Origin of the sequence: Burkholderia perseverans (assembly GCF_022870505.1) — a bacterium.
GTDB classification, from domain to species: domain Bacteria; phylum Pseudomonadota; class Gammaproteobacteria; order Burkholderiales; family Burkholderiaceae; genus Burkholderia; species Burkholderia plantarii.
This window is the reverse complement of record NZ_CP045093.1, coordinates 1688089-1711000: the sequence shown is the minus strand read 5'-3', so window position 1 is coordinate 1711000 and position 22912 is coordinate 1688089. Positions and strand designations below refer to the sequence as shown.

The following is a 22912-nucleotide window of genomic DNA, read 5'->3' as shown; positions in this document are numbered from 1 at the left end:
CGTCGTCACGGTTTTTATCGTCCTCATGTCGACCTCGTGTCGTCGTCACGCCGGCAGCGCGAAGCGCGTCACCGCTTCCCGCAGGTTCTCGGCCTGATCCTTCAGCGAATGCGCGGCGGCGGCGGCCTGCTCGACCAGCGCGGCGTTCTGCTGGGTCACCTGATCCATCTCGCCCACCGCGCGGTTGACCTGCTCGATGCCGGTGCTCTGCTCGCCGGCCGCCTGGCTGATCTCGCCGAGGATCTCGTTGACGCGCTTCACCGACTGCACGATCTCCTGCATCGTCGCGCCGGCGTTCGTGACGAGCGAGGCGCCCTGCTCGACGGTGGTGGTCGAGGTCTCGATCAGCGACTTGATTTCCTTGGCCGCGCTGGCCGAGCGCTGCGCGAGCGAGCGCACTTCGCTGGCCACCACCGCGAAGCCGCGGCCCTGCTCGCCGGCGCGCGCCGCTTCCACCGCCGCGTTCAGCGCCAGGATGTTGGTCTGGAACGCGATGCCGTCGATCACGCCGATGATGTCGGCGATCTTGCGCGAGCTGTCGGTGATCGCGTCCATGGTGCGGACCACGTCGTCCACCACGTCGCTGCCGCGCGTGGCCACGCTGGCGGCCTGCCCGGCCAGCTGCGCGGCCTGCGAGGCGCTCTCGGCGCTCTGCCGGACGTGCGAGGTCATCTCGTCCATGCTCGAGGCGGTCTGCACCAGCGCCGCGGCCTGCTGCTCGGTGCGCTGCGACAGGTCGGTGTTGCCGGCCGCGATCTCGGTGGCGCCGACGTTGATGTTCTCGGTGCCATGGCGCACGCGCGAGACCATCTCGATGAGGCCGGTCTGCATCGTATGCAGTGCGTGCAGCAGGCTGCCGTGGTCCTCGCCGCGCAGCGCGACGTGCGCGGTCAGGTCGCCGCGCGCGATGCGGCTGGCGGTCTCGACGGCTTGCTCCAGATCGCCGCCGAGGCTGCGCCGCACGCTGCGCAGCACCAGCAGCATCAGGATCGTCGAGACCACACCGAGCGCGCCCGACACGCCGAGCCAGATCAGGATGTCCGCGTAGAGCGCGGCGCGCACGTCGTCCATGTACATGCCGGTGACGATGTACCAGTCCCACGGCGCGAAGCGGCGCACCACGCTCGACTTCTCCACCGGCGCGTCGGCGCCCGGCTTCGGCCACAGGTAGGAGATGTAGCTGACCTCGCCCGGCGCCGTCTGGTTGCCGGCCTTGACGATCTCGAGGAACACGTGCGTGCCGTTCGGATCGGCGATGCCGGCGAGATTGGTGCCGTTCAGCTGCGTCTTGATCGGATGCATGATCATGACGGGCTGCGAATCGTTGACGGACAGATAGCCGTCGCTGCCGTAGCGCATCGCCGAGATCGCCTCGAGCGCGCGCTTCTTCGCGTCGTCCTCGGGCAGCGCGTGCTGCTGCGCGAGCTGGTAATAGTGATCGGCCACGCCGTAGGCTTCGCTGACGAGCGCCGCGAGCGCCTCGTGGCGCTCGTCGATCATCGACTGGCGCGCGTGCCACGCGCCGAACCCCGCGATCAGCAGCAGCCCGATCCAGAGGATCGCGATCATCGAGGTCAATTTCCGGTTCAGGGTCATCGTGCGCATGGGAGCAATCGCCTATCGTTGGGTTACGAGGCTGGGGTTGAGCCGGCACCTGTGATGACGGCAGCGCACGAGCCGCTCCGCAGCGGGGTTATCCCTGATTTCCCGCGCCGGGCGCGAACTTTGCCGTGCCGGCATGGTGCAATGATCTGAGTAATCCTGGCGTTGGCACGGCCGCCGGTGCTCCCGCCGACGGCCGTTTTCGTCAGCTCATTTCGTTAAGTTTTCGTTCGGATTTCGTTCAGAAGCTGACGCGCAGATCGACGAACGCGCTCGACGATTCGCCGGCGCAGGCACCGGCATAGGCACCGGCCGCGTTGGCCGCGATGTAGTCGCGGCGATCCGTGATGTCGTGGACGTCGAGGTCCACGACCCGGCGGTGCGTGTCGTAGCCGAACGCGGCGGCGCGCATCGCAGTGCGTCGCGCGATGTCCGACCGGCGGTATGCCGCCGCTGTCGCGGGCGATTCCCCCGCCCCATTGGTCGAATCGAGGGCGTCATGCGCTTTCTGCCCGGCCCTGGCCGGGCAAGTCGTAAGCCCCGACGCAGCCGTCGGGGTGCAGCCTCCTGTCCGTTCGCCGCTGCCGGGCGCTGATTCGTCATGCGTGTACGGCGACGCAATGGACGGCTGGCGGCGGGCATCGGCCGCGAGCAAAACACCCGCCGCAAAACACGACGCCCCACCGGGGTGGGGCGTCGCGGCATCGGCGGCGGTCGGGCCTCAGTTCCCGATCGTCTTGCGGCGGCGATACTGATGGGGCGTCCAGGGTCCCCACTTCGCCTCGTAGACGAGGCGGTTCGCCTCGAACAGCGCGCGCTTGCGCTCCGCGCCCAGCTTGTTGAACGAGGCCGACAGGTGGTGATGCACGAACACGTCCTCGGCGCAGCCGATGCCCAGGCCGGCGGCCTGGATGCGGCGGCAGTAGTCGTCGTCCTCGAAGAAGCCGACGCCGTAGTCCTCGCTGATCGGGCCGCAGCGTTCGTAGGTGCTCCGCGGCAGCATCGCGCAGAAGAACGCCACGGTATTCAGCTCGAACCACTCGCCGAGGTACTGGTCGGTCAGCGCCTGCGCCTCCACCTGCATCGCGGCGAGATCCTGATAGGACGTTTCCACGCGCGCCTCGTTGCCGATGTTGTTGGTCACCGGGCCGATGATGCCGAGCCCCGGATTCTGGCGCAGATGGTTCACCAGGCGTCGCGCCCAGCCGCGCGTGACCACCGTGTCGTTGTTCAGGATCACGAGGTAGTCGCCGGTCGCGGCGGCAAGCCCCTGGTTGTTGCCGCCGGCAAAGCCGCGGTTGTCGTCGTTGAGGATCAGCTTGACGTGCTTGCGCGAACTCGCCCAGGCCGACAGGAACGCCGGCGAGCCGTCGCTCGAGGCGTTGTCGACGATCACGATCTCGAGGGCGACGCCGTCGCTGTAGCGCTCGAGGCTCTCGAGGCAGTTCTTCGTCAGGTCGAGGTTGTTGTAGGTCAGCACGATCGCGCTGACGGTCGGCTGCGGCAGCGCGCGGATGGCATCGCCGAAATCCGACACGCGATGCGCCCAGGTCTGCCCCGCCGCGAACGCCTTGCGGCGCGCGACGACGTCCGGCGCATCGGGCAGCGCGGCCAGCGCGGCCCGCACCTGGTCGACGAAGCCGTCGTGCGAATCCGCGATCCGCACCAGATCACCGAACTGCGCCATCTCGGGCAGATCGACGCCGACCACCGAGCGTCCGGCGCCGAGGTACTCGTAGATCTTGACCGGGTTGGTCGCGAGCGTGAGCGGGATGACGCGGAACGGCATCAGGCAGACGTCGAACGCATACAGGTAGTACGGCAGCTTCGCGTAAGGCACCTCGCCGATCATCTGCACGTTGCGATGCTTCGTGAGGCGCTCGCCCACGCCGGCCGAATCGGCGCCCACCAGCAGCACGAGCGCGTCGGGGAACGACTGCGCGATCCGCTCGACGAGTTCCGCGTCGAACCATTCCGCGATCGCGCCGTAGTAGCCGATGATCTGGCGGCCCTGCGGATCGACGAAGCGCTCGGCCGGCGCATCGCAGAAGTCGCGGTACTGGCCGGCGTTGCGGATCACCGACACATGCGGGTTGCGCTTGCGCGCGATGTCCTCGAGCCACGACGAGGTGGCGACCAGCAGGTCGGCCTGCTCCATCATCCGGTCCTCGATCGCCAGCAGTTCCTGCGGAACGTTGCCGAAACCCTCGTGGTGGTCCATGCAGTCATACGCCACGCACTCGGACTGCAGGCCGGTCGCGACCGGATACCAGTAGCCGTGCTGGACGATCGACCAGGAGCGTTCGGTGCCGCTCCAGGTGAAGAACAGCCGCATGCCGGCCTGGATCTGCTCGATGGCCTCGGCGGTGGGCGCGGCGAAATAGATGGCCGGTGCCTTCTGCACCTTCAGCTTGACCTGGTAGAGCGGCAGCGCGCTGTCCAGTTGTTCGATCGAGAAGCCGGGTTCGCGCGCGTCCTCGAAATGGTTCGTGAAGAAATACACGCGATGGCCGGCCCGCGCGAATTCGCGCGCGAGATGCTGCGGCCGCTGGATCCGGAAGTGCCAGTCGATGATGCTGAACACGAACACGTCGGGCAGTTCGCGGCGCGGCCGCGGCGCCCGCGGAATGGCCGGGCCGGCGGGCCGCACGACCGGCACCGTGGTCGGCGCATGGGTAACCGTGGCGCGCGCTTTCGCATGCCTCGGGATGTACATCAGCGAACGCTGCACCACGCTGCGCACGCCGCCGTGCTGGTAGGCGTAGCTGACGTCCTTCGCACGCTTGCGCATCCAGCCCGGTGCGCCGCGCACGGCACGCAGCGGCGCCGTCATCCGCCAGCTCCGGGTGGCGAGCAGCGTGTTCACCTCGTTGACGAGCGCCTGCTCGCGGTACTGCAGGAAGTGGATGCGCTCGTCGCGCTGATGCGAATCCGCGGCCAGTTTCGCGTGCTCTTCGCCGAGCTGTTGCAACTGCGCGCGCAGTGTCTCGCTCTCCCGCTCGAGGTCCGACATGCGCACCGCGGCCTGCGCCCGTTCCAGCTCGAGCGCCGCCTGCGCCTGCTCGGCACGGGCCTTCTCCGCTTCGGATGGGACGGGCGCGCCGTCGCCCGGCTCGCCCGGCTCACCCTCGCCCGCGAACTTGCTGAGCGCCGCCACGAACGCGGCCTGAGCCCGCTCGAGCCGGGCCTTCTCGGCCTGGGCGAGCGCATCGTCGGCCTGCCCGGCCCCGCCCGTGAACCTGGCGTCCTCGAGCGACAGCTGGTAGTCACCGAGATGCGCGATGCGCGCGTACACCAGCAGGATCTGCTGGCCGCCCCAGTAGGTCGGCTGGCGGAAACGCGTGTCGACCGCGGCGTCGTAGACGAGCACCCAGTCCGGGTGCGGCACGAGCGGGATATTGGTCGAGTCGAAGGTGACCTCGTGTTCGGCATGCCGGTCGTACTCACGATACGGCAGCAGCAGCACGATGAACTTCGACGCGTAGTGCGCGACCTGCCCGAACACCTCCCAGGGCTTCGCGAAATGCTCCAGCGTGTTCGACGAGAACAGCACGTCGAACGGCGGCCGGTCGGGCCGCTCGAGCAGGTTCTCGTGCGAGAACTTGAGGTTCGGATACGTGCTCGCCGCGCGCTCGATCGCCGACTGCGAGAAATCGATGCCGGTGACGTCCCATGACAGCAGTTGCGCGAGCGCCTCGGTGCCGTCGCCTTGCGCGCAGCCCCAATCGCAGACGCTGAGATTGTCCCAGCGTACCTTGTGCTGCAACCATTGCGGCAGCGCCTCGATCGCGACGCGCGCGAAGAAGCGGCTCTGCTCGCGGCCGCTGTTCGACTCCCAGTCGGTTTCGAAGCGGCTGTCCCAATACTGGTTGCTGTTGATTTCGTTCTGGTTTTGATCGGTCATGCGGATACTCGCAGTGCGGCGTTCCCCGCGTCCATGGTTTGCTCGACCTCGGCGACAAACGTGCCGTACACCTTGTGCGCGGTGAGCGAAGAGAAGTAATGCGCCCCTTCGATGTACTCGTAGTATTGGGGCATGACGCTGGCGCGATCCTCGAGCGCCACGGCCAGCAGATAGTTGCCGGCGTTGAGCTGGTTCTTCAGCTTGAAGCGGACTTCGATGGTCTCGCCGGCCTGCGTGAAGTCGAGCGCGCGCTGGTCCCAGGTGGTCGACACCAACAGGTCGGTGCCGCGCAGGTCCTTCAGCGAGAACGCGACGCTCAGCGTCGAGCGATCGGCGTGCGCGGGCGGCCGGATCCTGACGCGGATCTCGATGTCGTCGAGCGCCATCACGGTCGTCAGGCGCTCGCCGGCCGGGCTGAAGATGCCGGCGTCGAGGATCGAGCCGACGTGGCTGCCCCAGTGATTGATCGGCCGATGGCGCGCCATCTGCTCGAGGGCGCTGCCGTCGCCGGTGTCCTCGGGACTGGCGTCGTCATCGGTGGCGGCAGCGGCGTCAGCGTCGGCGGTGCCGGGAGCGGTGTCGCGCTTGTCCCTCGCTTCGTTCTCGGCGTCGGCCTCGAACAGGAACTGGTTGTACTGCGCCGTCACCGAGAACGCGTCGCCGAGCATCCGCACCTTGCCCTGATCGAGCCAGAGCGCGCGCTCGCACAGCGTGCGCACGGCGCCCACGTCGTGCGACACGAACAGGATCGTGACGCCGTCGGCCTGCATCGCCTTGATCCGGTTCAGGCACTTGGCCTGGAAGCGCGAGTCGCCCACCGCGAGCGCCTCGTCCACGATCAGGATCTGCGGATCGACGTGGATCGCCACCGCGAACGCGAGGCGCACGTACATGCCGCTCGAATAGGTCTTGACCGGCTGGTCGATGAAGCTGCCGATCTCCGCGAACGCCTCGATGTCGGCGAAGCGCGTGTCGATCTCGGCACGCGTCAGGCCGAGCACCGCGCCGTTCATGTAGACGTTCTCGCGGCCCGTGAAGTCGTTGTTGAAGCCGGCGCCCAGCTCCAGCAGGGCCGCGACGCGGCCGTTCACCTCGACGCGGCCCGACGTGCCGCGCAGGGTACCGCAAAGGATCTGCAGCAGCGTCGACTTGCCCGAGCCGTTGCGGCCGACGATCGCGCAGGTCTCGCCGCGTGCGATGGTCAGGTCGATGTTGTCGAGCGCGCGGAATTCGCTCCAGCCCTTCTGGCGGTTCGGCGAAATCACGTGCTTGAGCCGCTCGAGCGGCGAGTGATAGACGGCGAAATGCTTCGAAAGCCCTTCGATGCGGATCACCGGCGCCTCTTGCTTCGCGCGGTCGGCAGTCTGGTTGTTCGAATCAGAGTACATCGGCAAACCCGTCACGTGCGCGTTGGAACCAGGCGAGCGACAGCCACGCGAAGATGAAGCTCGACACGATGTAGATCGCCAGCATCGCGAAGTTCGGCAGCTGGCCGGCGATCATCACGGTGCGCGCCTGCTCGATGATGAAGGTCAGCGGATTCACGCGCAGCAGCGCCTGGAACGCCTTCGGCAGCGATTCGATCGCATAGAAGATCGGGCACAGGAACATGATGAACGAGGTCGCCACGCCGATCACCTGGCCGATGTCGCGCACGTACACGCCGAACGAACTGACGATCCAGCTGATGCCGACCGTCATGAAGATCAGCGGGATGAAGATCAGCGGCAGGAACACGAGCGTCCAATGCACGGTGCCGTAGACGAACGCCGAAAAGATGATCCAGACGATCAGGCTCACGCAGGCATGGAACAGCGCCGTGCCCACCGTCATCCACGACAGCAGCTCGAGCGGAAACACGACCTTCTTGACGTAGTTGACGTGGCCGCCGATCAGCATCGGCGAGCGGTTCAGGCACTCGGAAAAGAAGTTGAAGACGATCAGGCCGGCGAACAGCGTCACGGAGAACTGCAGGCTGTTCGACGCGCCGGCCCAGCGCGCATGCAGGAACACGCCGAACACGACGGTGTACAGCGACAGCATCAGCAGCGGGTTCAGGAACGCCCAGATCGTGCCGAACAGCGATCCGCGGTAGCGGCTCGCGATGTCGCGCCGCAGAAGCTGGGAAAGCAGCTGGCGATGGATCACCAGGTCGTGCAGGACTTTCCAGAAAGCCGCACGATGCTTCAGCTCGGTGCCTTCCTTGATAAAAGTGGATTGACTCATCGTTCTCGAATGACAGGGGGCTGCGGCCTGGAGGGCGGCTGCGATATTTGAAGCATATCAACTCCGGCTTCCGCTTTCGATTTCACAAGGGCCGGTCGGGAGCGCTCGATCATGGGGTCGAAGCGTCGGCGCCAGTCCACCTCGCGGCGGAACGATGCGACCTCCTCGGCGCTGATCACCGCCGTGCGCGCGTCGTTCCAGAGCGCGCGCCAGTCGCTGCCGGACGTGACCTGCGTGACGCCGTCCGCGCGCCCGCGATGCACCATCTCGCCGAACGCGGTCGACCAGACCGGCACGCCCAGGCTGCGGTACTCGTAGAACTTGATCGGATCGACGCCATCGGTGAGCGCGTTGATGCGAAACGGGATCAGCCCGACCGTGAACTCGCGCACCAGCGCGGCCACGTCCTTCTGCGCCACCTCGCCGAGCAGTTCGACGTTGGCCGGCAGGTTGACCGGGCGCGCGACGAACTCCGGGCCGACCAGGCGGATCGACACGTCGGGCAATGCCTCGGCGAGCGCCTGCACGAGCGGCCAGTCGAACCAGTCGGCGATGCTGCCGACGTAGCCGATGCAGTTGCGCTGCGCGGCGGCCGACGGTTCGGGCAGGCCGGCCGTCGAATAGCCGTTGAGGACGGTCAGCGCGTCGGCGCGCTCGCGGCGCACCTCGTCGGCCAGCGCCGACGACGAGCAATAGACGTCGTCGACGCTCGCGAGCATCGCGCGCATGCGCTTCTGCATCGATCGGCGTGACCAGCCGCGATAGAACGCGGGGAAATTGTCGAGCACGTCGGCGAACGAGTGATCGTGCGGCACGTGCCGCAGCGCCCAGTCGGCCAGCTTGCTCGGCCGCCCGATTCCCAGCACGCAGTGGCCGGCGCCGCGCGCGAACGCTTCCATGCGCTTGCCCACCGCGCGCCACGCGGTGAGGCGATTGAGCGTGCCGCTCAGCGGCAGCGGCTCGATCGGCAGCGCACGCGGGCGCACCACCTCGATACGCGGATCCACCGGATGCGCGACGTCCGCGGCCTTGTTCAGGCGCCGCAGGTCGGCCAGGCCGGGCAGGCGTGTCGGATACGGGTCGATCCAGAGGACCGCGTCGAAGCCGTGGTCCGCGAACGCCTGCACCATGAAGTGCGGGCGCTGGGCGTAGCTCGCGTAGGGGACGGATGAAAAATAAATAAGCCGGCAACGGCTGGCCGTCGCGGCACCTGTCGCTGCGCGCGCGGTCATGCAGGCTTGACCTGCGCCACCGTGCCGTCGTCCTGGGCCGGTTGCTCGCGGCAACCCAGTTCCCGTTCGAGGATATCGACGATGCGACGCGCGGCGAAGCCGTCGCCGTAAGGCGATGCGCCCTGTGCCATCTCGCGGTAGGCCGCCGGATCGGTCAGCAGTTGCCAGACCTTCTCGACGATGCGCGCGGTGTCGGTGCCGACCAGCGCCGCCACGCCCACCTCGATCGCCTCGGGGCGCTCGGTCTCGTCACGCAGCACGAGCACCGGCTTGCCGAGCGCGGGCGCCTCTTCCTGCACGCCGCCGGAATCGCTGAGGATCAGATGCGCGGCTTCCATCGCGGCGATGAACGACAGGTAGTCGAGCGGCGCGCACAGCTTGACGCGCGGATGCTTGCCGAGCAGATCGTGGACCACCGACGACACGTTCGGATTCGGATGCACCGGGAACAACACCTCGAGGCTGGGGTCGCGCTCCAGCAATTCGAGCACCGCGGCGCAGATGCGGCGCAGCGGCTCGCCGAAGTTCTCGCGCCGATGCGTCGTCACGAGCATCATGCGGCGCCCCTCGGTGGGCTGCACCGCGACCTTGGCCGGATGCTTGCGTGCCTCGAACAGCGCGTCGATCACGGTGTTGCCGGTGGTGAACACGGCCTCGTCCGGATAACGCTCGTCGCGCAGGTTCCGCGCGGACGACGCGGTGGGTGCGAAGTGCCAGCGGGTCAGCCGGCCCGTGACGACGCGGTTCATTTCCTCCGGGAACGGGTTGCGCATGTCGTGCGTGCGCAGGCCCGCTTCCACGTGGCCCACCGGGATGTCGTTGTAGAACGCGACCAGCGAGCCGGCCAGCACGCTGGTGGTGTCGCCCTGCACCAGCATCGCCGCGGGCGCGGCCTCGCGCACCACGTCGTCGATCGACGCGATCAGGCGCGACGTCAGGCCAGCGAGCGTCTGGTTCGGACGCATCAGGTTCAGATCATGATCGGGCTCGATACCGAACACCGCGAGTACCTGATCGAGCATTTCGCGATGTTGCGCAGTCGCGATAATCAAGGGCTCGAGATAGTGGGATTCGCGAAGGGCCCGGACGATAGGCGCCATTTTGATTGCTTCCGGACGAGTGCCGAAAAGCACGGCGATTTTTCTCTTCATAATCTAGGCGAATTCAAGCGAATTGTCGGGCTATTTTTTGAGACGGATATCATACAGGATTCCGGATGGCCTGAGACGTTCGCGCCTGGAGCGTTGACCTCGTCGCGTGCGAGTAACGCGCCGTTGATTATCTCAATGACGTGCCGCGCGCTCGCGAATCCATCAAGGAAAACCGGGACTTGCCGGTGTCGCGACACGCCATGCCGATCATTCCGGCACAGCCCGTTTGCGCCTGGCTTTGGCAATGCAAACGATTGACCGGCGGCGGCCGATGCCATCCCGGCCGGATCCTGGCCTGATGCGGGCCGCGCAATCCTCGGGGTCGCGTCATCGCGCCGTCTTTACGCCATTTCCAGTACCACCTTGCCGTTCGCCTGTCCGGTTTTCACCAAGGCATGTGCCGCGTCGGCCTGCCCGATCGAGAAGCGTCACGCATCGAGCCGCGGCACCAGCGCGCCGGCCTCCACGAGCGTCGCCGCCTCGGCCAGGATCCGGCCGTGCGCGTCGCGGCCCGTGCCGCTCAGCAGCGGCCGCAACGTGAACACGCCCGCATAGCGGGCCGAGCGCAACGACAGCGGCGCGAGCGACACGCTCCCCCAGCCGAGCGCGCTCGTCACGCGCCCGAACGGGCGCACCGCGTCGAACGCGGCCGCGAGCGCGCCGACGCCGTCGTAGACCACCTCGAAGCCCTGCCCGTCCGTGTGTTCGCGCACCCACGCATCGGCCGCGTCGGCACGCGCCACGTAGTGCACGCCGATCGATTCGAGGTAGTCGGCATCGCGCGCCGAGGCCACGCCGAACACCCGCGCGCCGCGCGCACGCGCCAGCTGCGCCGTGACGTGGCCGATGCCGCCGGCCGCGCCGATCACGAGCACGCGCTCGCCGGCCCGCACGGCGGCGAGATCGACGAGCCCTTCCCAGGCCGTGATCGCGGCGAGCGGCAGCGCGGCGGCCTCGCGCATCGTCAGGTTGGCCGGCTTGCGCGCCAGCAGCCGCGCGTCGGCCGCGACGAACTCGGCCATCGTGCCGGCAAGCCCGCCGACGCCGCCCACCGCGCCCCAGACGGCGTCGCCGGGCGCGAAACCGGTCACGCCCTGGCCCACGCGCTCGACGGTGCCGGCCAGATCGATGCCGAGCACGGCCGGCAGCGGCTGGCGGGCATGCGGCGCGGCGCCGGCGCGGATCTTCGTGTCGAGCGGATTGACGCCGCTGGCGTGGACGCGCACCAGCACCTCTCCCGCGCCCGGCACGGGGACCGGCAGGTCGATCGGGTGAAACGGTGCGTCGGGGGCGGTCGCGGGCCAGGCGCGCATGAGCGGGTGGGACATGGTGGTTCTCCGGTTGTCGGGTTGTCAGGTGCCTGGCCATGACTGTAGTGGCAACAAACCTGCATGAGAACTCGCTAATATTGCATGATGCTCATGCAAAACTGAATGAGGTAACGCGATGGCGGAAATGGACTGGAGCGACCTGCGGATCTTCCTCGCGATCGCGCGCGAGGGCAGCCTCGGCGCGGCCGGTCGCGCGCTCGGGCAGACCCAGCCGACCATGGGCCGGCGTCTGAAGGCGCTCGAACGGCAGCTCGGCCACGTGCTGTTCCAGCGCACGCCGCACGGCTTCGTGCCGACCGACGAGGGGCAGGCGCTGCTGCCGCACGCCGAGCGCATGGAGAGCGAGGCGCTGGCCGCGCTGCGCGAACTGTCGGGCGCCGAGGCCCTGCTGTCGGGCCTGCTGCGCGTGTCGTGCTCGGACTGGTTCGGCGCGCTGCGGCTCGCGCCCGTGATCGCCGAATTCACGCGGCGGCATCCCGGCGTCGCGATCGAGCTGCTGACCGACCCGCGGCTCTACAGCCTGCCACATCGCGAGGCCGACTGCGTGCTGCGGATGCTGCCGTTCGACGATCCCGACCTGGTCAGCCGGCGGCTGCTGACCACGCACTACGCGGTCTACGGCGCGGCCGGGCAGGCGCCGGCGCTCGACCATGGCGGGCGCGGCGCGCGGCTGGTGCTGATGGATACGGCGTTCGGCGCGATGCCCGACGTGGGCTGGATCATGCGGCGGCTGCCCGAGGCCGGCGTCGCCGCGCGCAGCAACAGCCGCGAGACGCAGGCGCGGCTCTGCGCGCTCGGCGTGGGGCTGGCCGTGCTGCCGACGCCGCTCGGCGACGCGACGCCCGGCATCGCACGGCTCGATCTCGGCGAGGCGCCGCCCACGCGCGACACGTGGCTCGGCTATCACCGCGACATGCGGCGCCAGCCGCGGCTCAGCCGGTTCGTCGAGCTGGTGGTGGCGCGGCTCGCGGATACCGGGGCGTGACGGCTTGATGGCGCGCGGTCGGTGCCGTTTCGGCTGAGCGGCCGATCAAGCGGGTAATGGCGTCAGCCACGCGCCGCTCGCCAACGCGTTGTCATCGCTCAGCCGCGCGGCCGACGCGCCCGGATCGCATCCAGCAGCCGCTGCCCGTCGGCCCCGGCGAACCACTGCGCATGGCCGACCAGATAACCGTCGTAGGCCGCCTCGGTACCGACCGGCGACGCCAGGATGCCGTTGAAATACTCGACCTCGGACAGCGCGAATTCGGTATGCGCGATCGGCAGCAGCGCGGCGAGCGCCTGATACGCCTCCCCGGGTAGCGGCAGCACCGATTCATAGCCGTCCAGCAGCGCGCTCAGGTGCTCGAATTCGATGCGCCGCGCGCCGGCCGGCGCGAGCCAGTCCACCATGTTGCGCTCGATCGCGGTGGCGATGTCGAGCACCGCGCAGCTGCGGTCGGCCAGCCCGAAGTCGAGCACGGTCGCCACCTGCGCGCCGGCCCCGTCGCCGGTCCACAGCAGGTTCGAGGCATGCCAGTCGCCATGCGTCCAGAGCGGCGCGAGCGTGTCGAGCCACGGCACCAGCGCGCGATGGAACGGCCCGATCACGCGCTCCACGTCGTCACGCCAGGCACGCCCCTCGAGCGCGCGCGCCAGGCGCGGCTGGGCGGCCACCCAGGCGTCGAGCGCGCCGCCCAGGTCGGGCGAGCACAGCACCCGGAAGCTGGTCAAGAGCGGTTTCAGCTCGCGTGCCGGCGCGTCGAAGCCGGCCGCCGCGCGATGCAGCGTGGCGAGCATGCGCCCGGCCGCGGCCGCGTGCGAGGCGTGGAAGAACGGCTTCCACGACATCACGCCGCGATAGGTGTCCACGCGGGGCGAGGCGGCATGCAGCTCGTAGGTCCACTCGCCGTGCGTGCTGGCCGTGCGGCCGTGCGTGTCGGCCAGCACCTCGGCCACCGGCACGCCGTGGCCGCGCAGATGCGCGATGAAACGGTGCTCCTCCTCGAGCCCGGCCACCTCGCGCAGGCTGCGGTGGTGGCGCTTCACGAACACGCCCGCGCCGGCCTCGGTGGTGGCCAGCACGGCGGCCGAGAACGGCCGCGGGCTGTGCCACGACAGCGAGGCGAGCGCGCCCACCTCCGGATAGTCGGCCAGCACGCGGTCCAGCTCGGCGCGCGTGATCAGCGGCCAGTCGCGCTCGCTCGCCTCGCCGTCCACGGTGAACTGCGGCGGCGCGAGCGCCGCGTCGTCATGGTCGGGCGCGCCACGGAAAGCGGAAGCGGGATCGGAATCAGAATCGGACGTCACCAGCGGGTCTCCGGAAAACGGTGCGCTCATGGCCCGCCGTCGAGCCGCGGCGTGGGTCCGGCCGAGGCGGCCGAGGCGTTCGCACGGGCCAGCGCGCGTGCCCAGTCACGCCAGCCGATCACGGCGAGCGCGACGAACAGCGCGTAGAGCCCGGCCGTCAGATACAGCGCCTTGAACACGAACATGCCGACATAGACGGTATCCACCACGCACCAGAGCTGCCATGACGCAATATAGCGCCGCGCGGTCCAGTATTGCGCGACGAGGCTGAACGCGGTCAGCGTGGCGTCGACGTAGGGCAGCGACGCGTCGGTCCAGCGCGCCATCGCGCCGCCCAGCAGCACGCTCAGCACCACGGCCGCGGCCAGCCCCGGCGCGAGCCGGCGCGGCCCCACCGCGCGCTCCGGCACCACCGGCTCGCCGGCGCGGTCGCGCCGCTGCGTGAGCCAGCCATACCAGCCGTACAGCTGCAGCAGCGCGAACGCGCCCTGCAGCAGCATGTCCGAGTACAGCCGCGCATCAAAGAAGATCCACGCGTAGAGCGCGACCGAGGCGAGCCCGACCGGCCAGCACAGCATGCTGCGCCGCGCGGCCAGCCAGATCGCCAGCGCGCTCACGATCACGCCGGTGATTTCGAGGGGTGACATGGGGCGAAGCCTCCGGGAACGTGGCGGGCCGGATCAGAAGTCGTAGGTGACCGAGATCCGGGCCGTGCGCGGCGCGCCGAGGAACAGGTAGGCGTCGCCCTGCTGCTCGCCGGCATCGCGCCAGTAATAGCGGTTGAACAGGTTGTCGACCCACAGCCGCGCCGTGACGCGGTGGCCGCCGAGCTTCGTCGTGTAGCGCGCGCCGGCGTTGAACACGATCCAGCCCGGCACGCGCGCGGTGCCCTCCTCGTTCGCGTTGCGGCTCGCGCTGTATTCGATGCCGCCGAGCAGGTCGAAGCCGGGCAGCCCCGGCACCGCGTAGTCGGCGTTCAGCGTCGCGCGCAGCGCCGGCACGTTGATCACCTGATGGCCTTCATAGGCGGGCGAGCCCGAATCGTAGGCGCGCGCGCGGATCGCCGCGAGGCTCGCGTTCAGCGCCAGCCGCTCGGTGAGGCGGCCCGAGGCGCCCAGCTCGATGCCGTCATGGCGCTCGCGGCCGCGCTGCACGAAGGTGTAGCCGGCGTCGGAATCGTCGGGCTGGGCGAACTGGAACGGCCGGCTGATCGAGAACGCGGCGGCCGTTAGCGTCACGCGATTGGCCCAGTCGTATTTCGCGCCGATCTCGTAGGCGGTCGATTCGAGCGGCGGCAGGAACGCGTAGGCGTTGCTCGCGCGCACCGGCGCCTGGTCGCCGAGCGAGAGATCCTTACTGTACGAACCGTAGAACGTCAGCGGCGCGACCGGCTTGTAGACCAGCGCGAGCTGCGGCAGGAATTTGGTGCGGTCGGTGTGATCGGCGGGGCCGTCCTGGCTGGTCCAGGCGCGCTGGCGCAGCAGCACCTGGCGCCCGCCGGCCAGCAGCTGCCAGTGCTCGCCGAAGCTGATCCGGTCGGTGCCGAACAGCGACACCTGCCACGCATCGAGCTGCGGGAACGACTGGCTCGGCTGGTTCGGCGACGGATCGAACGCGAGATCCGGGCCGTCGATGTTCTCGCTGCCCACGTAGTCGTAGACCGAATTCGACAGCCGCACCACGCGGTGCAGCGCGCCGATGCCGAACAGCACGTCGTGGCGCAGCACGCCGGTGCGGAACTTGCCGTCCACCGCCGCGCGCAGCTCGTCGTTGCGCCGGTATTCGCCGGGGCTGCGGTAGTCGTAGACGTCGAAATCGCCGTTCGAGGCGAAGAAGAACGGCGAGCTGCCGCCCGCGCCGCAGCTCGGCACGTAGGCGCAGCCGTAGGCGAACGCCACGTCGTCGTCGATCATGGTGCGGCTGCGGCCGCCCGTGACGTAGAGGCGCCAGTCGTCGTTGAACGCGTAGTCGAAGCGCGCGTTCAGGTTCAGCGCGTCGGTGGTCACCGGCCTGGCCCACGGCTGCACGCCGAGCAGCTTCGAGGTCGAGGCGGCCGGCGGCACCGCCGTGCCGCCGAGCAGCTGGTAGCCCGACACCGAGCGCTGGATCCAGTTCTGGAACTCGGCGTTCACCTGCAGGCTCGCGCGCGGCGTGATGTTCCAGTCGGCCGCGATCGAGCCGAACGTGCGGTGGCCGTTCGCGTCGTCCACGTAGGAGTGGAGGTTCTCGCGCGCGGCGTTGATGCGGAACCCGAACTGGTTGTCGGGGCCGAAGCGGCGGCCGAGATCGACCGAGGCCGAGGTCGAGCCGCGGCTGTCCACGCCGGCCGTCACGCTCGACACGTTCTCGGGCCGCTTGCTGACGAAGTTCACGACGCCGCCCGGCGAGAGCACGCCGCTGTCGATCGCGGCAAGCCCTTTCAGGACCTCGACGCGCTCCTTGTTTTCCAGCGGCACGTTCTGCTCGCCCGACAGCGTCAGGCCGTCCTGGCGGATCGCGCTGGCCGGATCGAGCGGGAAGCCGCGGATCGTGAAGTTGCCGTAGTAGCCGACCGGCGTGTAGTCGGCGTTGATCGAGGCGTCGTTGCGCAGCACGTCGGCAAGCGTCCTGGCCTGCTGGTCGGCGATGCGCTCGGCGCTGACCACCGTGATCGAGGCGGGCGTGTCGCGGATCGAGGTGTCGTCGCGGCCGGTGACCGACGCGGTGCGCGCGTGCCATGCGGAATCGGCGGCGGCGGAGACGTCGACGACGGGCAGCGCGCGGGTGGCGGGCGCCGCGCCGGCCGGGCCCGTGGGGGCCGCCGGCGCCGAAGCTGCGGAGGCTGCCGAGGTAGGAGCGGGAGGCTCGGCCGCCGCGGCCGCGGCGGCGGCATGCGCGGCCATCATGGTCAGGCCGAGGCGGAGCCGGCGGTGCAGCGCGGTCGTGCGCGGGAGTTGTCGCAGCGCGGCCGCGGGCAATCGTCGTGTCATCGGAGAGTCGGAAAAGCGCTCGCGCCGGGGGGCGGCGCGATCAAAAGGCGTGATCATAGCGCAGCGGCGCGGTGCCGCCGACCGCTCGCGGCCCGCAGCGATGCGCGCGGACAACGCTTGGCGGGCCGGGCGAAACACGAACGCGGGCATACGGATGGGCGATGGGCACTCACGCCGCGGCGCTGCCGGGCAGAGGTGGGCCGTAGCGGCGCCCGAGCTTACGGCGTGCCGCCCGGCGCGTCCGCCGCCTCGCCCGGGCCGCCCTCGCGCGCCAGCCGGCGCGCCATCGCCGGGCTCACCGCGTGGGCCGGATCGAAGCCGAAGAACGCGAGCACGTGCCGCGCAACGGCGTCGCGGTCATTATCGGCACAGATCATGTGATAACTGTTGTCGAGCACGATGCAGCGCGCATCGGGCATTGCGGCTTCGAGGAAGTGCGCCGAACGCAGGCTCGTCAGCTCGTCCTCGCGCGCGTGCAGGATCAGCGTCGGGCAGTGCGTATCGGGCGCCGCCGCGCGCACCCAGCCGCGCATCCGGTCGACCTGGCGGATCGTCACGAGCGGCACCCACGGGTAATGGAAGCTGTCCTGGCGCGCGAACTTCTTCTTCACGAGCGCGCGGATCACCGGGTTCTTGATGCCGAACGGCTCGCCCTCCTCCACGCGCATGCGCTCGGTCACGCCCGGCACGCGATACAGCAGGTAGCGCAGCGCGCGGTACCACGGCGTGGACCAGCCGTCGATGTAGACCGGCGCGGCCAGCAGCGCGAGGCACCCCTTCGCATGCTGCACGCGGTGGCACAGCAGCAGCGCGACCAGCGCGCCCATGCACATGCCGGCCACGTGCAGCGTGTCGTACTCGGCCTCGAGCGCGCGGTACTGCGCCGTGACGGCGTCGAGCCACGCCTCGGCGCGCACCTTGGCCAGATCCTCGGGCCGCGTGCCGTGGCCCGGCAGCGTGATGATGTGCGCGTCGCCGCCGGCCCGGCGGATCGCCTTGTGCAGCGAGCCGAGATCGTACTCGGTCCCGCCGAGCCCGTGGATCAGCAGGACGCCGGTGCGGCCGGTCATGACGGGCGCCGTCCGCTCAGGCGCCGGCCGCGTGGGCGGGCTCGCGCACGATCTGCCAGACGCCGGCCACCACCGTCACGTCCAGGTTCGCGTAGCCGAGCGGCGCGCCGCGGTCGGTCACGCGCACGATCGCGCCGTCCGGCTGCACGATGCCGAAGCTGACCGCGTCGCCCGACTCGCCCGGCTCGCCGGCCGCGCCGGCGCGCCAGTGGCGGCGCAGCGCATCGCGATCGCGCGGCGCCAGCCGGTCGAGCACGCGCGCCACGCTCGCGAGTTGCGCGGCCTCGGCGCCCGGCCCGAACGCGCGCTGCAGGTCGCCGCTCCATTCGAGCGTCTCCGTGACCGGGTCGAGCACGTAGGCGACCTGGTCCGCGCTCGCGAGCGCCAGCTCGATGTTGCTGGCGAGCGTGTCGGCACGCGCGTTCACGCGCTCGTTGCCGGTCTTCAGCGTGCTGACCGTCAGCACCAGCAGCGAGGCCACCGCCAGATAGAGCTGCGCCTCCAGCAGCGAGCGCCCGCGCGAGGCCTCGAGCAGCGAGAACGGCCCGTCGCCGGCCGCGGTCTGCAGGATCACGATCACGGCGAGCACGAGCACCGACAGCGAGCCCGCGCGGCCGCCCAGCAGCACCGTCACCGCGACCGTCAGGAACAGCGGGATGTAGGTGACGGCGAAGCCGATCGCGCCGTCGGGCGCGCCGGCGCCGCCGCTGTCGAAGATCGCCCAGGCGCCCGCCACCAGCAGCGCGAACGAGACGATGCCGAGCCCGACGTCGAAGCGCTCGTGGTCGCCCGAGCGATGCGCGCGAAAGCGCGACCACGACGCCAGCACGGGCGCGACCAGCAGGATCCCGACGAAGTCCGACGCGGCCCAGACGAACGCGACGTCGCGGAACGCGGAGCCCTTCACGAACGCGCACCAGGCCCCGCTCGCGAGCGCGCCGAACAGGCTCGTCAGCAGCGCGGCCGAGATCATCGAGCGCAGGAAGTACAGGCCCTCGAGCGAGAGCCGCACGCGCCGCACCAGCCAGACCGCGAGCGCGGCCGAGCCGATCGCGATCACCGCGTAGGCCAGCGTGTCGGAATAGTTGCCATGTTCGACCACGGCCAGCGCGAGCTGCGCGACGAGGAACGTGGCGGCGAGCCCGAGCCATTCGCCGGGCGGGCGCAGCATGAACGCGCCCACCGTGACGCCGGCCGGCAGCCAGATGTAGCCGGGTAGATCGACCGGTCCGTTCAGTTGATGGGACAGCTGACCACTCGCGAGATACAGCACCGCCCAGAGCGCGACGGCGACGGCACCCGACCTCGGGCGAGACATTTCCATGGATTCCTCCGCACCTGCTTGCCACGACAGGCGGATTCTCGCGCGTTTCCGGCGCCGGGAGCACGATTTGCCCGGCGTCGCGCGCTTTTTTTCGCGAATTCCGGTTCAAATCGGCCCGATCCGAGCAAACCGGCGTCGCATGCGGAACGAATCGGCGCGGGATTGACGAATGCGGCGAGGCAATGCCTCCGAAACGCCGACCCGCAGCGGTCGGCGCCGCCGCCCCGACACGCGGTGCTCGCGCGCGCAACGGCCATTTCTGTCAATTTGCTACGGCGCCGACACCGCCGGTATGATGCGCCCCGATGGCGTTCGAGCTGCCCGCTTCGCCGGGCATGACTCCAGACAATCGCCACGACGACGCGCAGCGCGTCGACAAGACCATACCTCGGGGAAACACCATGAAGCCAACCTGTCAACTGGCCTGCGGCCGGCTTTGCCGTGTCGGGACGCGGCTCCCGCCCGCGCGGCGGCACATCGATTCGAACGCGGCGCGGGTGCGCGCGAGCCACGCGCTGGATTCCTGAAAACAGCCTGTCGAAAGAACCATGAATTCCAGTCAAACCGCGCTCGCGGCAGCCGTGATCTGTGCCTTCTTCACGCCGTTCGCCCAGGCCGCCGATTCGTCCTACCAGACCTTCGATTACGTCACGCGCGGCTCGTATGTGTCGAACGGCAGCTCGCTGGGCGCCTATACGCTGACCAGCCGCACCCTGTCGTTCCAGGGCATCCAGACCAACGGCAGCTTCAATTCCTCGATCAGCGGCCTGAGCAGCATCCTGCAACCGCTGACGCCGGCCGGCACCGCGACCTACTCCTATCCAAACGGGATTGCGGGCCTCGCCCAGGCGCCGCTGGCGATCTCGCTGTACATGCCGGTCAGCGGCAGCGCCACGCCGGTGGCGTATACGCTCGACCCGACCAGCCCGCTGACGCTGAATGTCACCTACACCGGCACGCAGGCGAAATTCACGCTCACCGCAAGCGTCACGGACCCGTCCGGCGCGGTGTTCGCGCTGACCGTCGCCGGCACGCTCGCGGCCGGCAACAACAGCCCCGACACGCTCACCATGAGCGAGGTGCTGCGCGGCGCCACCGACCAGATGACGGCCAAGTCGACGGCCTATGCCCTGCTCGGCGAGCAGCCGATCGGCCAAGGCTTCACGCTCGATTCGGCCGGCACCGGCATGGTGGTGCCCGTCGTGCTCGAGGACACCGGCGCCACCACGCCGGGCAGCGTCCACATCACCGATTCGGTGGGCGGCGGCGCGGTCGTGTTCACGGCGGAGCAGCGCTATACCGGCGCCACCACGATCGACGCCGGCTCGGTGATGGGACTCGACGGCGGCGGCAGCATCGCGTCGTCCTCGCAACTGATCGACGACGGCACGTTCGACATCTCCGGCACCACCACCGGCGCGTCGATCCAGTCGCTCACCGGCAGCGGCCAGGTCGCGCTGGGCGGCAACACGCTGACGTTGACGAACGCGGCCGACACGTTCTCGGGCACGATCTCGGGCAGCGGCGGCGTGAGCGTGGCCGGCGGCACCGAAACGCTGTCGGGCGCCAACACCTACACGGGCGGCACCGCGCTGAACGGCGGCACGCTGGTGATTGCCTCGGACCAGAACCTCGGCGACGCGAGCGGCGGCCTCAGCTTCAACGGCGGCACGCTGCGGACCACGGCGGCCGTCACCAGCTCGCGCGCCGTCACGCTCGGCGCCAGCGGCGGCACGATCGACACCGCCGGCCAGCACGACCGGTTCAGCGGCGTGATCGGCGGCAGCGGCGGCCTGACCGTGACCAGCAGCACCGAGGGCGGCACGCTGACGCTGTCCGGCACCAACACCTACACCGGCGCCACCGTCATCAACAGCGGCGCGACGCTGGCACTGGCCGGCACCGGCAGTATCGCGCAGTCGAGCGGCGTGACCGACAACGGCACCTTCGACATTTCGGCCACCACCGGCGGCGCGCAAGTGAAGGGGCTGGCCGGCAACGGCAGCCTGGTGCTCGGCGACCGGTCGCTGGTCATCACCACCAACAACAACGTGTTCACCGGCACGATCTCCGGCACCGGCCAGGTCGCCGTGCAGGGCACCGGCCTGCAGACCTTCGACGGCAACGGCGCGTCGTACACCGGCACCACCGACATCAGCGGCGGCCGGCTCCAGGTCGGCGATCTCGACACGCCCTCGGCAGTGCTGGGCGGCAACGTGACGGTGGAGACGGCCGGCATGCTGAGCGGCCACGGCACGGTGGCGGGCAGCGTCATCAACCAGGGCATCGTGATGCCGGGCGGCTCGATCGGCACGCTCACGGTAGGCGGCAACTACACGCAGGCCAGCGGCGCCGCGCTGGCGATCGAGGTCAGCCCGACCCAGGCCTCGCAGCTGAAGGTCAACGGCAGCGCCGCGCTGGCCGGGACGCTGGCACTCCAGTACGACCCGGGCACCTACACGGCGAAAACCTACACGCTGGTCGCCGCCAACGGCGTCAGCGGCAGGTTCGACACCGTGACGAGCAGCGGCGCGTCGAACCTCGGCACCACGCAGGCGGCGCTCGCCTACGGCGCCAACACCGTCGATCTCGTGCTGAGCGACCTGGCCGCTTCGACTTCGCCGACCTCGCCGCAGGTGATCGCGCCGACCCGGACCAGCATCTACACGGCCGCCGGCAGCTCGGCCATGCTCGGCGCGCAGGCGTTCGGCGCGGCGCTGCTCGATCGCCTCGGCCACGCCTCGCGCGCCACCGGCGCGCAGCCGTATGGCTGGATCAACGCCTCGGGCGGCCAGACCAGGGTGGGCGGCAGCAACGGCGCGCCGGGCTTCCAGGCGAACCGCTATGGTTTCCTGGCCGGCCTCGACCGCCAGCATGGCGACTACCTGTGGGGCCTCGCGCTCGGCTACGACCACACCGACATCAGCGAACAGGCCACCGGCAGCTCGGGCACGACCGACGCGCTGCACGCGGCGCTGTACGTCGCGCGCCAGCTCGGGCCGGTGAATCTCGCCGCGTCGCTCGGCGTCGGGCTCGACTTCCTCGCGCAGAAGCGTCCGTTCGGCGGCGCCAGCACGGCCACCGGCGATCACCTGGGCCAGGACGTCGGCACCGGCGCGCAGGCCAGCCTGCCGCTGCACGTCGGCAGCGTGACGGTGACGCCGCGCGCCGGGCTGCGCTACGCGACGTTCCACGCGAACGGCTTCGGGGAAAGCGGCGCGGGCGGGCAGGACCTGAACGTCGGCACCGACAACGTCCACAGCCTGCAGCCGTATGTGGGCGTGACGTTCGACAAGGCGTTCGGTGATGCGCTGAAGCCGATCGACGCCGAACTGCGGGTCGGCTACGCACGCGAACTGCTCGACACGAACCGCGCGCTCAACGTCACGTCGCAGGACGGCACGATGTTCGTCGCGCCTGGCGCGGGCCAGTCGCGCGGCTACCTGACGGCCGGCACCAGCGTCACGCTGCACCCGATGAAGCAGTTCGACGTCTCGCTGAGCTACGACACCGTGTTCAATACCTCGCACGCGTCGTCGCAGCAAGGCAGCCTGCAGGCCGGCTATCGGTTCTGAGGGCCGGGCGGGTCCGCCCGGCAGCGGCCCGGCCGGCCCGACGAGGCCGTGCCTGCGGCCTCGCCATCGTTGCCGGCGCAATGCCGCGAGCGCATCGGCTGCGCGATACGGCGCGGCATCGACGAAACCAGCCGGCTCGATCGCGTGCTGGACATTCGGCCGGCGGATCGCGACTATATCGTGCGGGGCGTTCTCGATGCCCGAACGGCAGCGGCAGCGCCGGTTCGCGCAGCTGCCCG

Annotated in this window: 16 protein-coding genes; 3 read left to right on the top strand and 13 right to left on the bottom strand. The window is 69.7% G+C overall.

Annotated elements, in window-relative coordinates; all coding sequences use genetic code 11:
• Window positions 1–45 precede the first annotated feature (45 nt).
• The 8 genes from BpN12_RS07100 to BpN12_RS07065 form a co-directional block, all read right to left on the bottom strand.
• Window positions 46–1605 carry a methyl-accepting chemotaxis protein gene (locus tag BpN12_RS07100; RefSeq protein ID WP_246794569.1) on the bottom strand — a complete coding sequence of 520 codons (1560 nt, stop codon included), beginning with the start codon at window positions 1603–1605 and terminating at the stop codon, window positions 46–48.
• Between the two features lie 238 nt (window positions 1606–1843).
• Window positions 1844–2014 carry a hypothetical protein gene (locus BpN12_RS07095; RefSeq protein ID WP_246794568.1) on the bottom strand — a complete coding sequence of 57 codons (171 nt, stop codon included), beginning with the start codon at window positions 2012–2014 and terminating at the stop codon, window positions 1844–1846.
• A gap of 309 nt (window positions 2015–2323) precedes the next feature.
• Window positions 2324–5506, bottom strand: a complete 3183-nt coding sequence (locus BpN12_RS07090; protein ID WP_246794567.1) for a glycosyltransferase — start codon at window positions 5504–5506, stop codon at window positions 2324–2326.
• Entirely contained in the window at window positions 5503–6894 is a 1392-nt protein-coding gene (locus tag BpN12_RS07085; RefSeq protein ID WP_246794566.1) for an ABC transporter ATP-binding protein, read from the bottom strand. The genes BpN12_RS07090 and BpN12_RS07085 overlap by 4 nt, the downstream gene beginning before the upstream one ends.
• Window positions 6884–7732 (bottom strand): ABC transporter permease, encoded by an 849-nt coding sequence (locus BpN12_RS07080; protein ID WP_246794565.1) that lies wholly within the window; start codon window positions 7730–7732, stop codon window positions 6884–6886. Before BpN12_RS07080 ends, BpN12_RS07085 begins: the two co-directional genes overlap by 11 nt.
• A complete protein-coding gene (locus BpN12_RS07075; protein ID WP_246794564.1) occupies window positions 7729–8964 on the bottom strand; it encodes a glycosyltransferase family protein in 1236 nt (411 codons plus the stop codon). Before BpN12_RS07075 ends, BpN12_RS07080 begins: the two co-directional genes overlap by 4 nt.
• Window positions 8961–10115 carry a non-hydrolyzing UDP-N-acetylglucosamine 2-epimerase gene (gene wecB, locus BpN12_RS07070; protein WP_246794563.1) on the bottom strand — a complete coding sequence of 385 codons (1155 nt, stop codon included), beginning with the start codon at window positions 10113–10115 and terminating at the stop codon, window positions 8961–8963. The genes BpN12_RS07075 and wecB overlap by 4 nt, the downstream gene beginning before the upstream one ends.
• A 428-nt stretch (window positions 10116–10543) precedes the next feature.
• Complete coding sequence (locus BpN12_RS07065; RefSeq protein WP_342346202.1) at window positions 10544–11443, bottom strand: alcohol dehydrogenase catalytic domain-containing protein; 900 nt, start codon at window positions 11441–11443, stop codon at window positions 10544–10546.
• Between the two features lie 118 nt (window positions 11444–11561).
• Here BpN12_RS07065 and BpN12_RS07060 point away from each other — a divergent pair, with 118 nt between their 5' ends.
• Window positions 11562–12431 (top strand): LysR family transcriptional regulator, encoded by an 870-nt coding sequence (locus tag BpN12_RS07060; RefSeq protein ID WP_246794562.1) that lies wholly within the window; start codon window positions 11562–11564, stop codon window positions 12429–12431.
• Window positions 12432–12529: 98 nt separating this feature from the next.
• Here the strand turns inward: BpN12_RS07060 and BpN12_RS07055 are convergent, their stop codons facing one another.
• The 5 genes from BpN12_RS07055 to BpN12_RS07035 all read right to left on the bottom strand — a co-directional run bounded on the left by BpN12_RS07055 (window position 12530) and on the right by BpN12_RS07035 (window position 19098).
• The gene (locus tag BpN12_RS07055) at window positions 12530–13735 is read right to left on the bottom strand and encodes a phosphotransferase enzyme family protein (RefSeq protein WP_246794561.1); all 1206 of its coding nucleotides are present in this window, start codon (window positions 13733–13735) and stop codon (window positions 12530–12532) included.
• A gap of 26 nt (window positions 13736–13761) precedes the next feature.
• On the bottom strand, window positions 13762–14382 hold the full coding sequence (gene pnuC / locus BpN12_RS07050) for a nicotinamide riboside transporter PnuC (protein ID WP_246794560.1): 621 nt from the start codon (window positions 14380–14382) through the stop codon (window positions 13762–13764).
• 33 nt (window positions 14383–14415) lie between these two features.
• A complete protein-coding gene (locus BpN12_RS07045; protein ID WP_246794559.1) occupies window positions 14416–16704 on the bottom strand; it encodes a TonB-dependent siderophore receptor in 2289 nt (762 codons plus the stop codon).
• Between the two features lie 218 nt (window positions 16705–16922).
• Complete coding sequence (locus BpN12_RS07040) at window positions 16923–17774, bottom strand: alpha/beta hydrolase (protein ID WP_246794558.1); 852 nt, start codon at window positions 17772–17774, stop codon at window positions 16923–16925.
• A 16-nt stretch (window positions 17775–17790) separates the two neighbouring features.
• Window positions 17791–19098, bottom strand: a complete 1308-nt coding sequence (locus BpN12_RS07035; protein ID WP_246794557.1) for an MASE1 domain-containing protein — start codon at window positions 19096–19098, stop codon at window positions 17791–17793.
• 305 nt (window positions 19099–19403) lie between these two features.
• Here BpN12_RS07035 and BpN12_RS07030 point away from each other — a divergent pair, with 305 nt between their 5' ends.
• Both BpN12_RS07030 and BpN12_RS07025 read left to right on the top strand, forming a co-directional pair.
• Window positions 19404–19625, top strand: a complete 222-nt coding sequence (locus BpN12_RS07030; protein ID WP_246794556.1) for a hypothetical protein — start codon at window positions 19404–19406, stop codon at window positions 19623–19625.
• Between the two features lie 21 nt (window positions 19626–19646).
• Entirely contained in the window at window positions 19647–22673 is a 3027-nt protein-coding gene (locus tag BpN12_RS07025; RefSeq protein ID WP_246794555.1) for an autotransporter outer membrane beta-barrel domain-containing protein, read from the top strand.
• Window positions 22674–22912 lie beyond the last annotated feature (239 nt).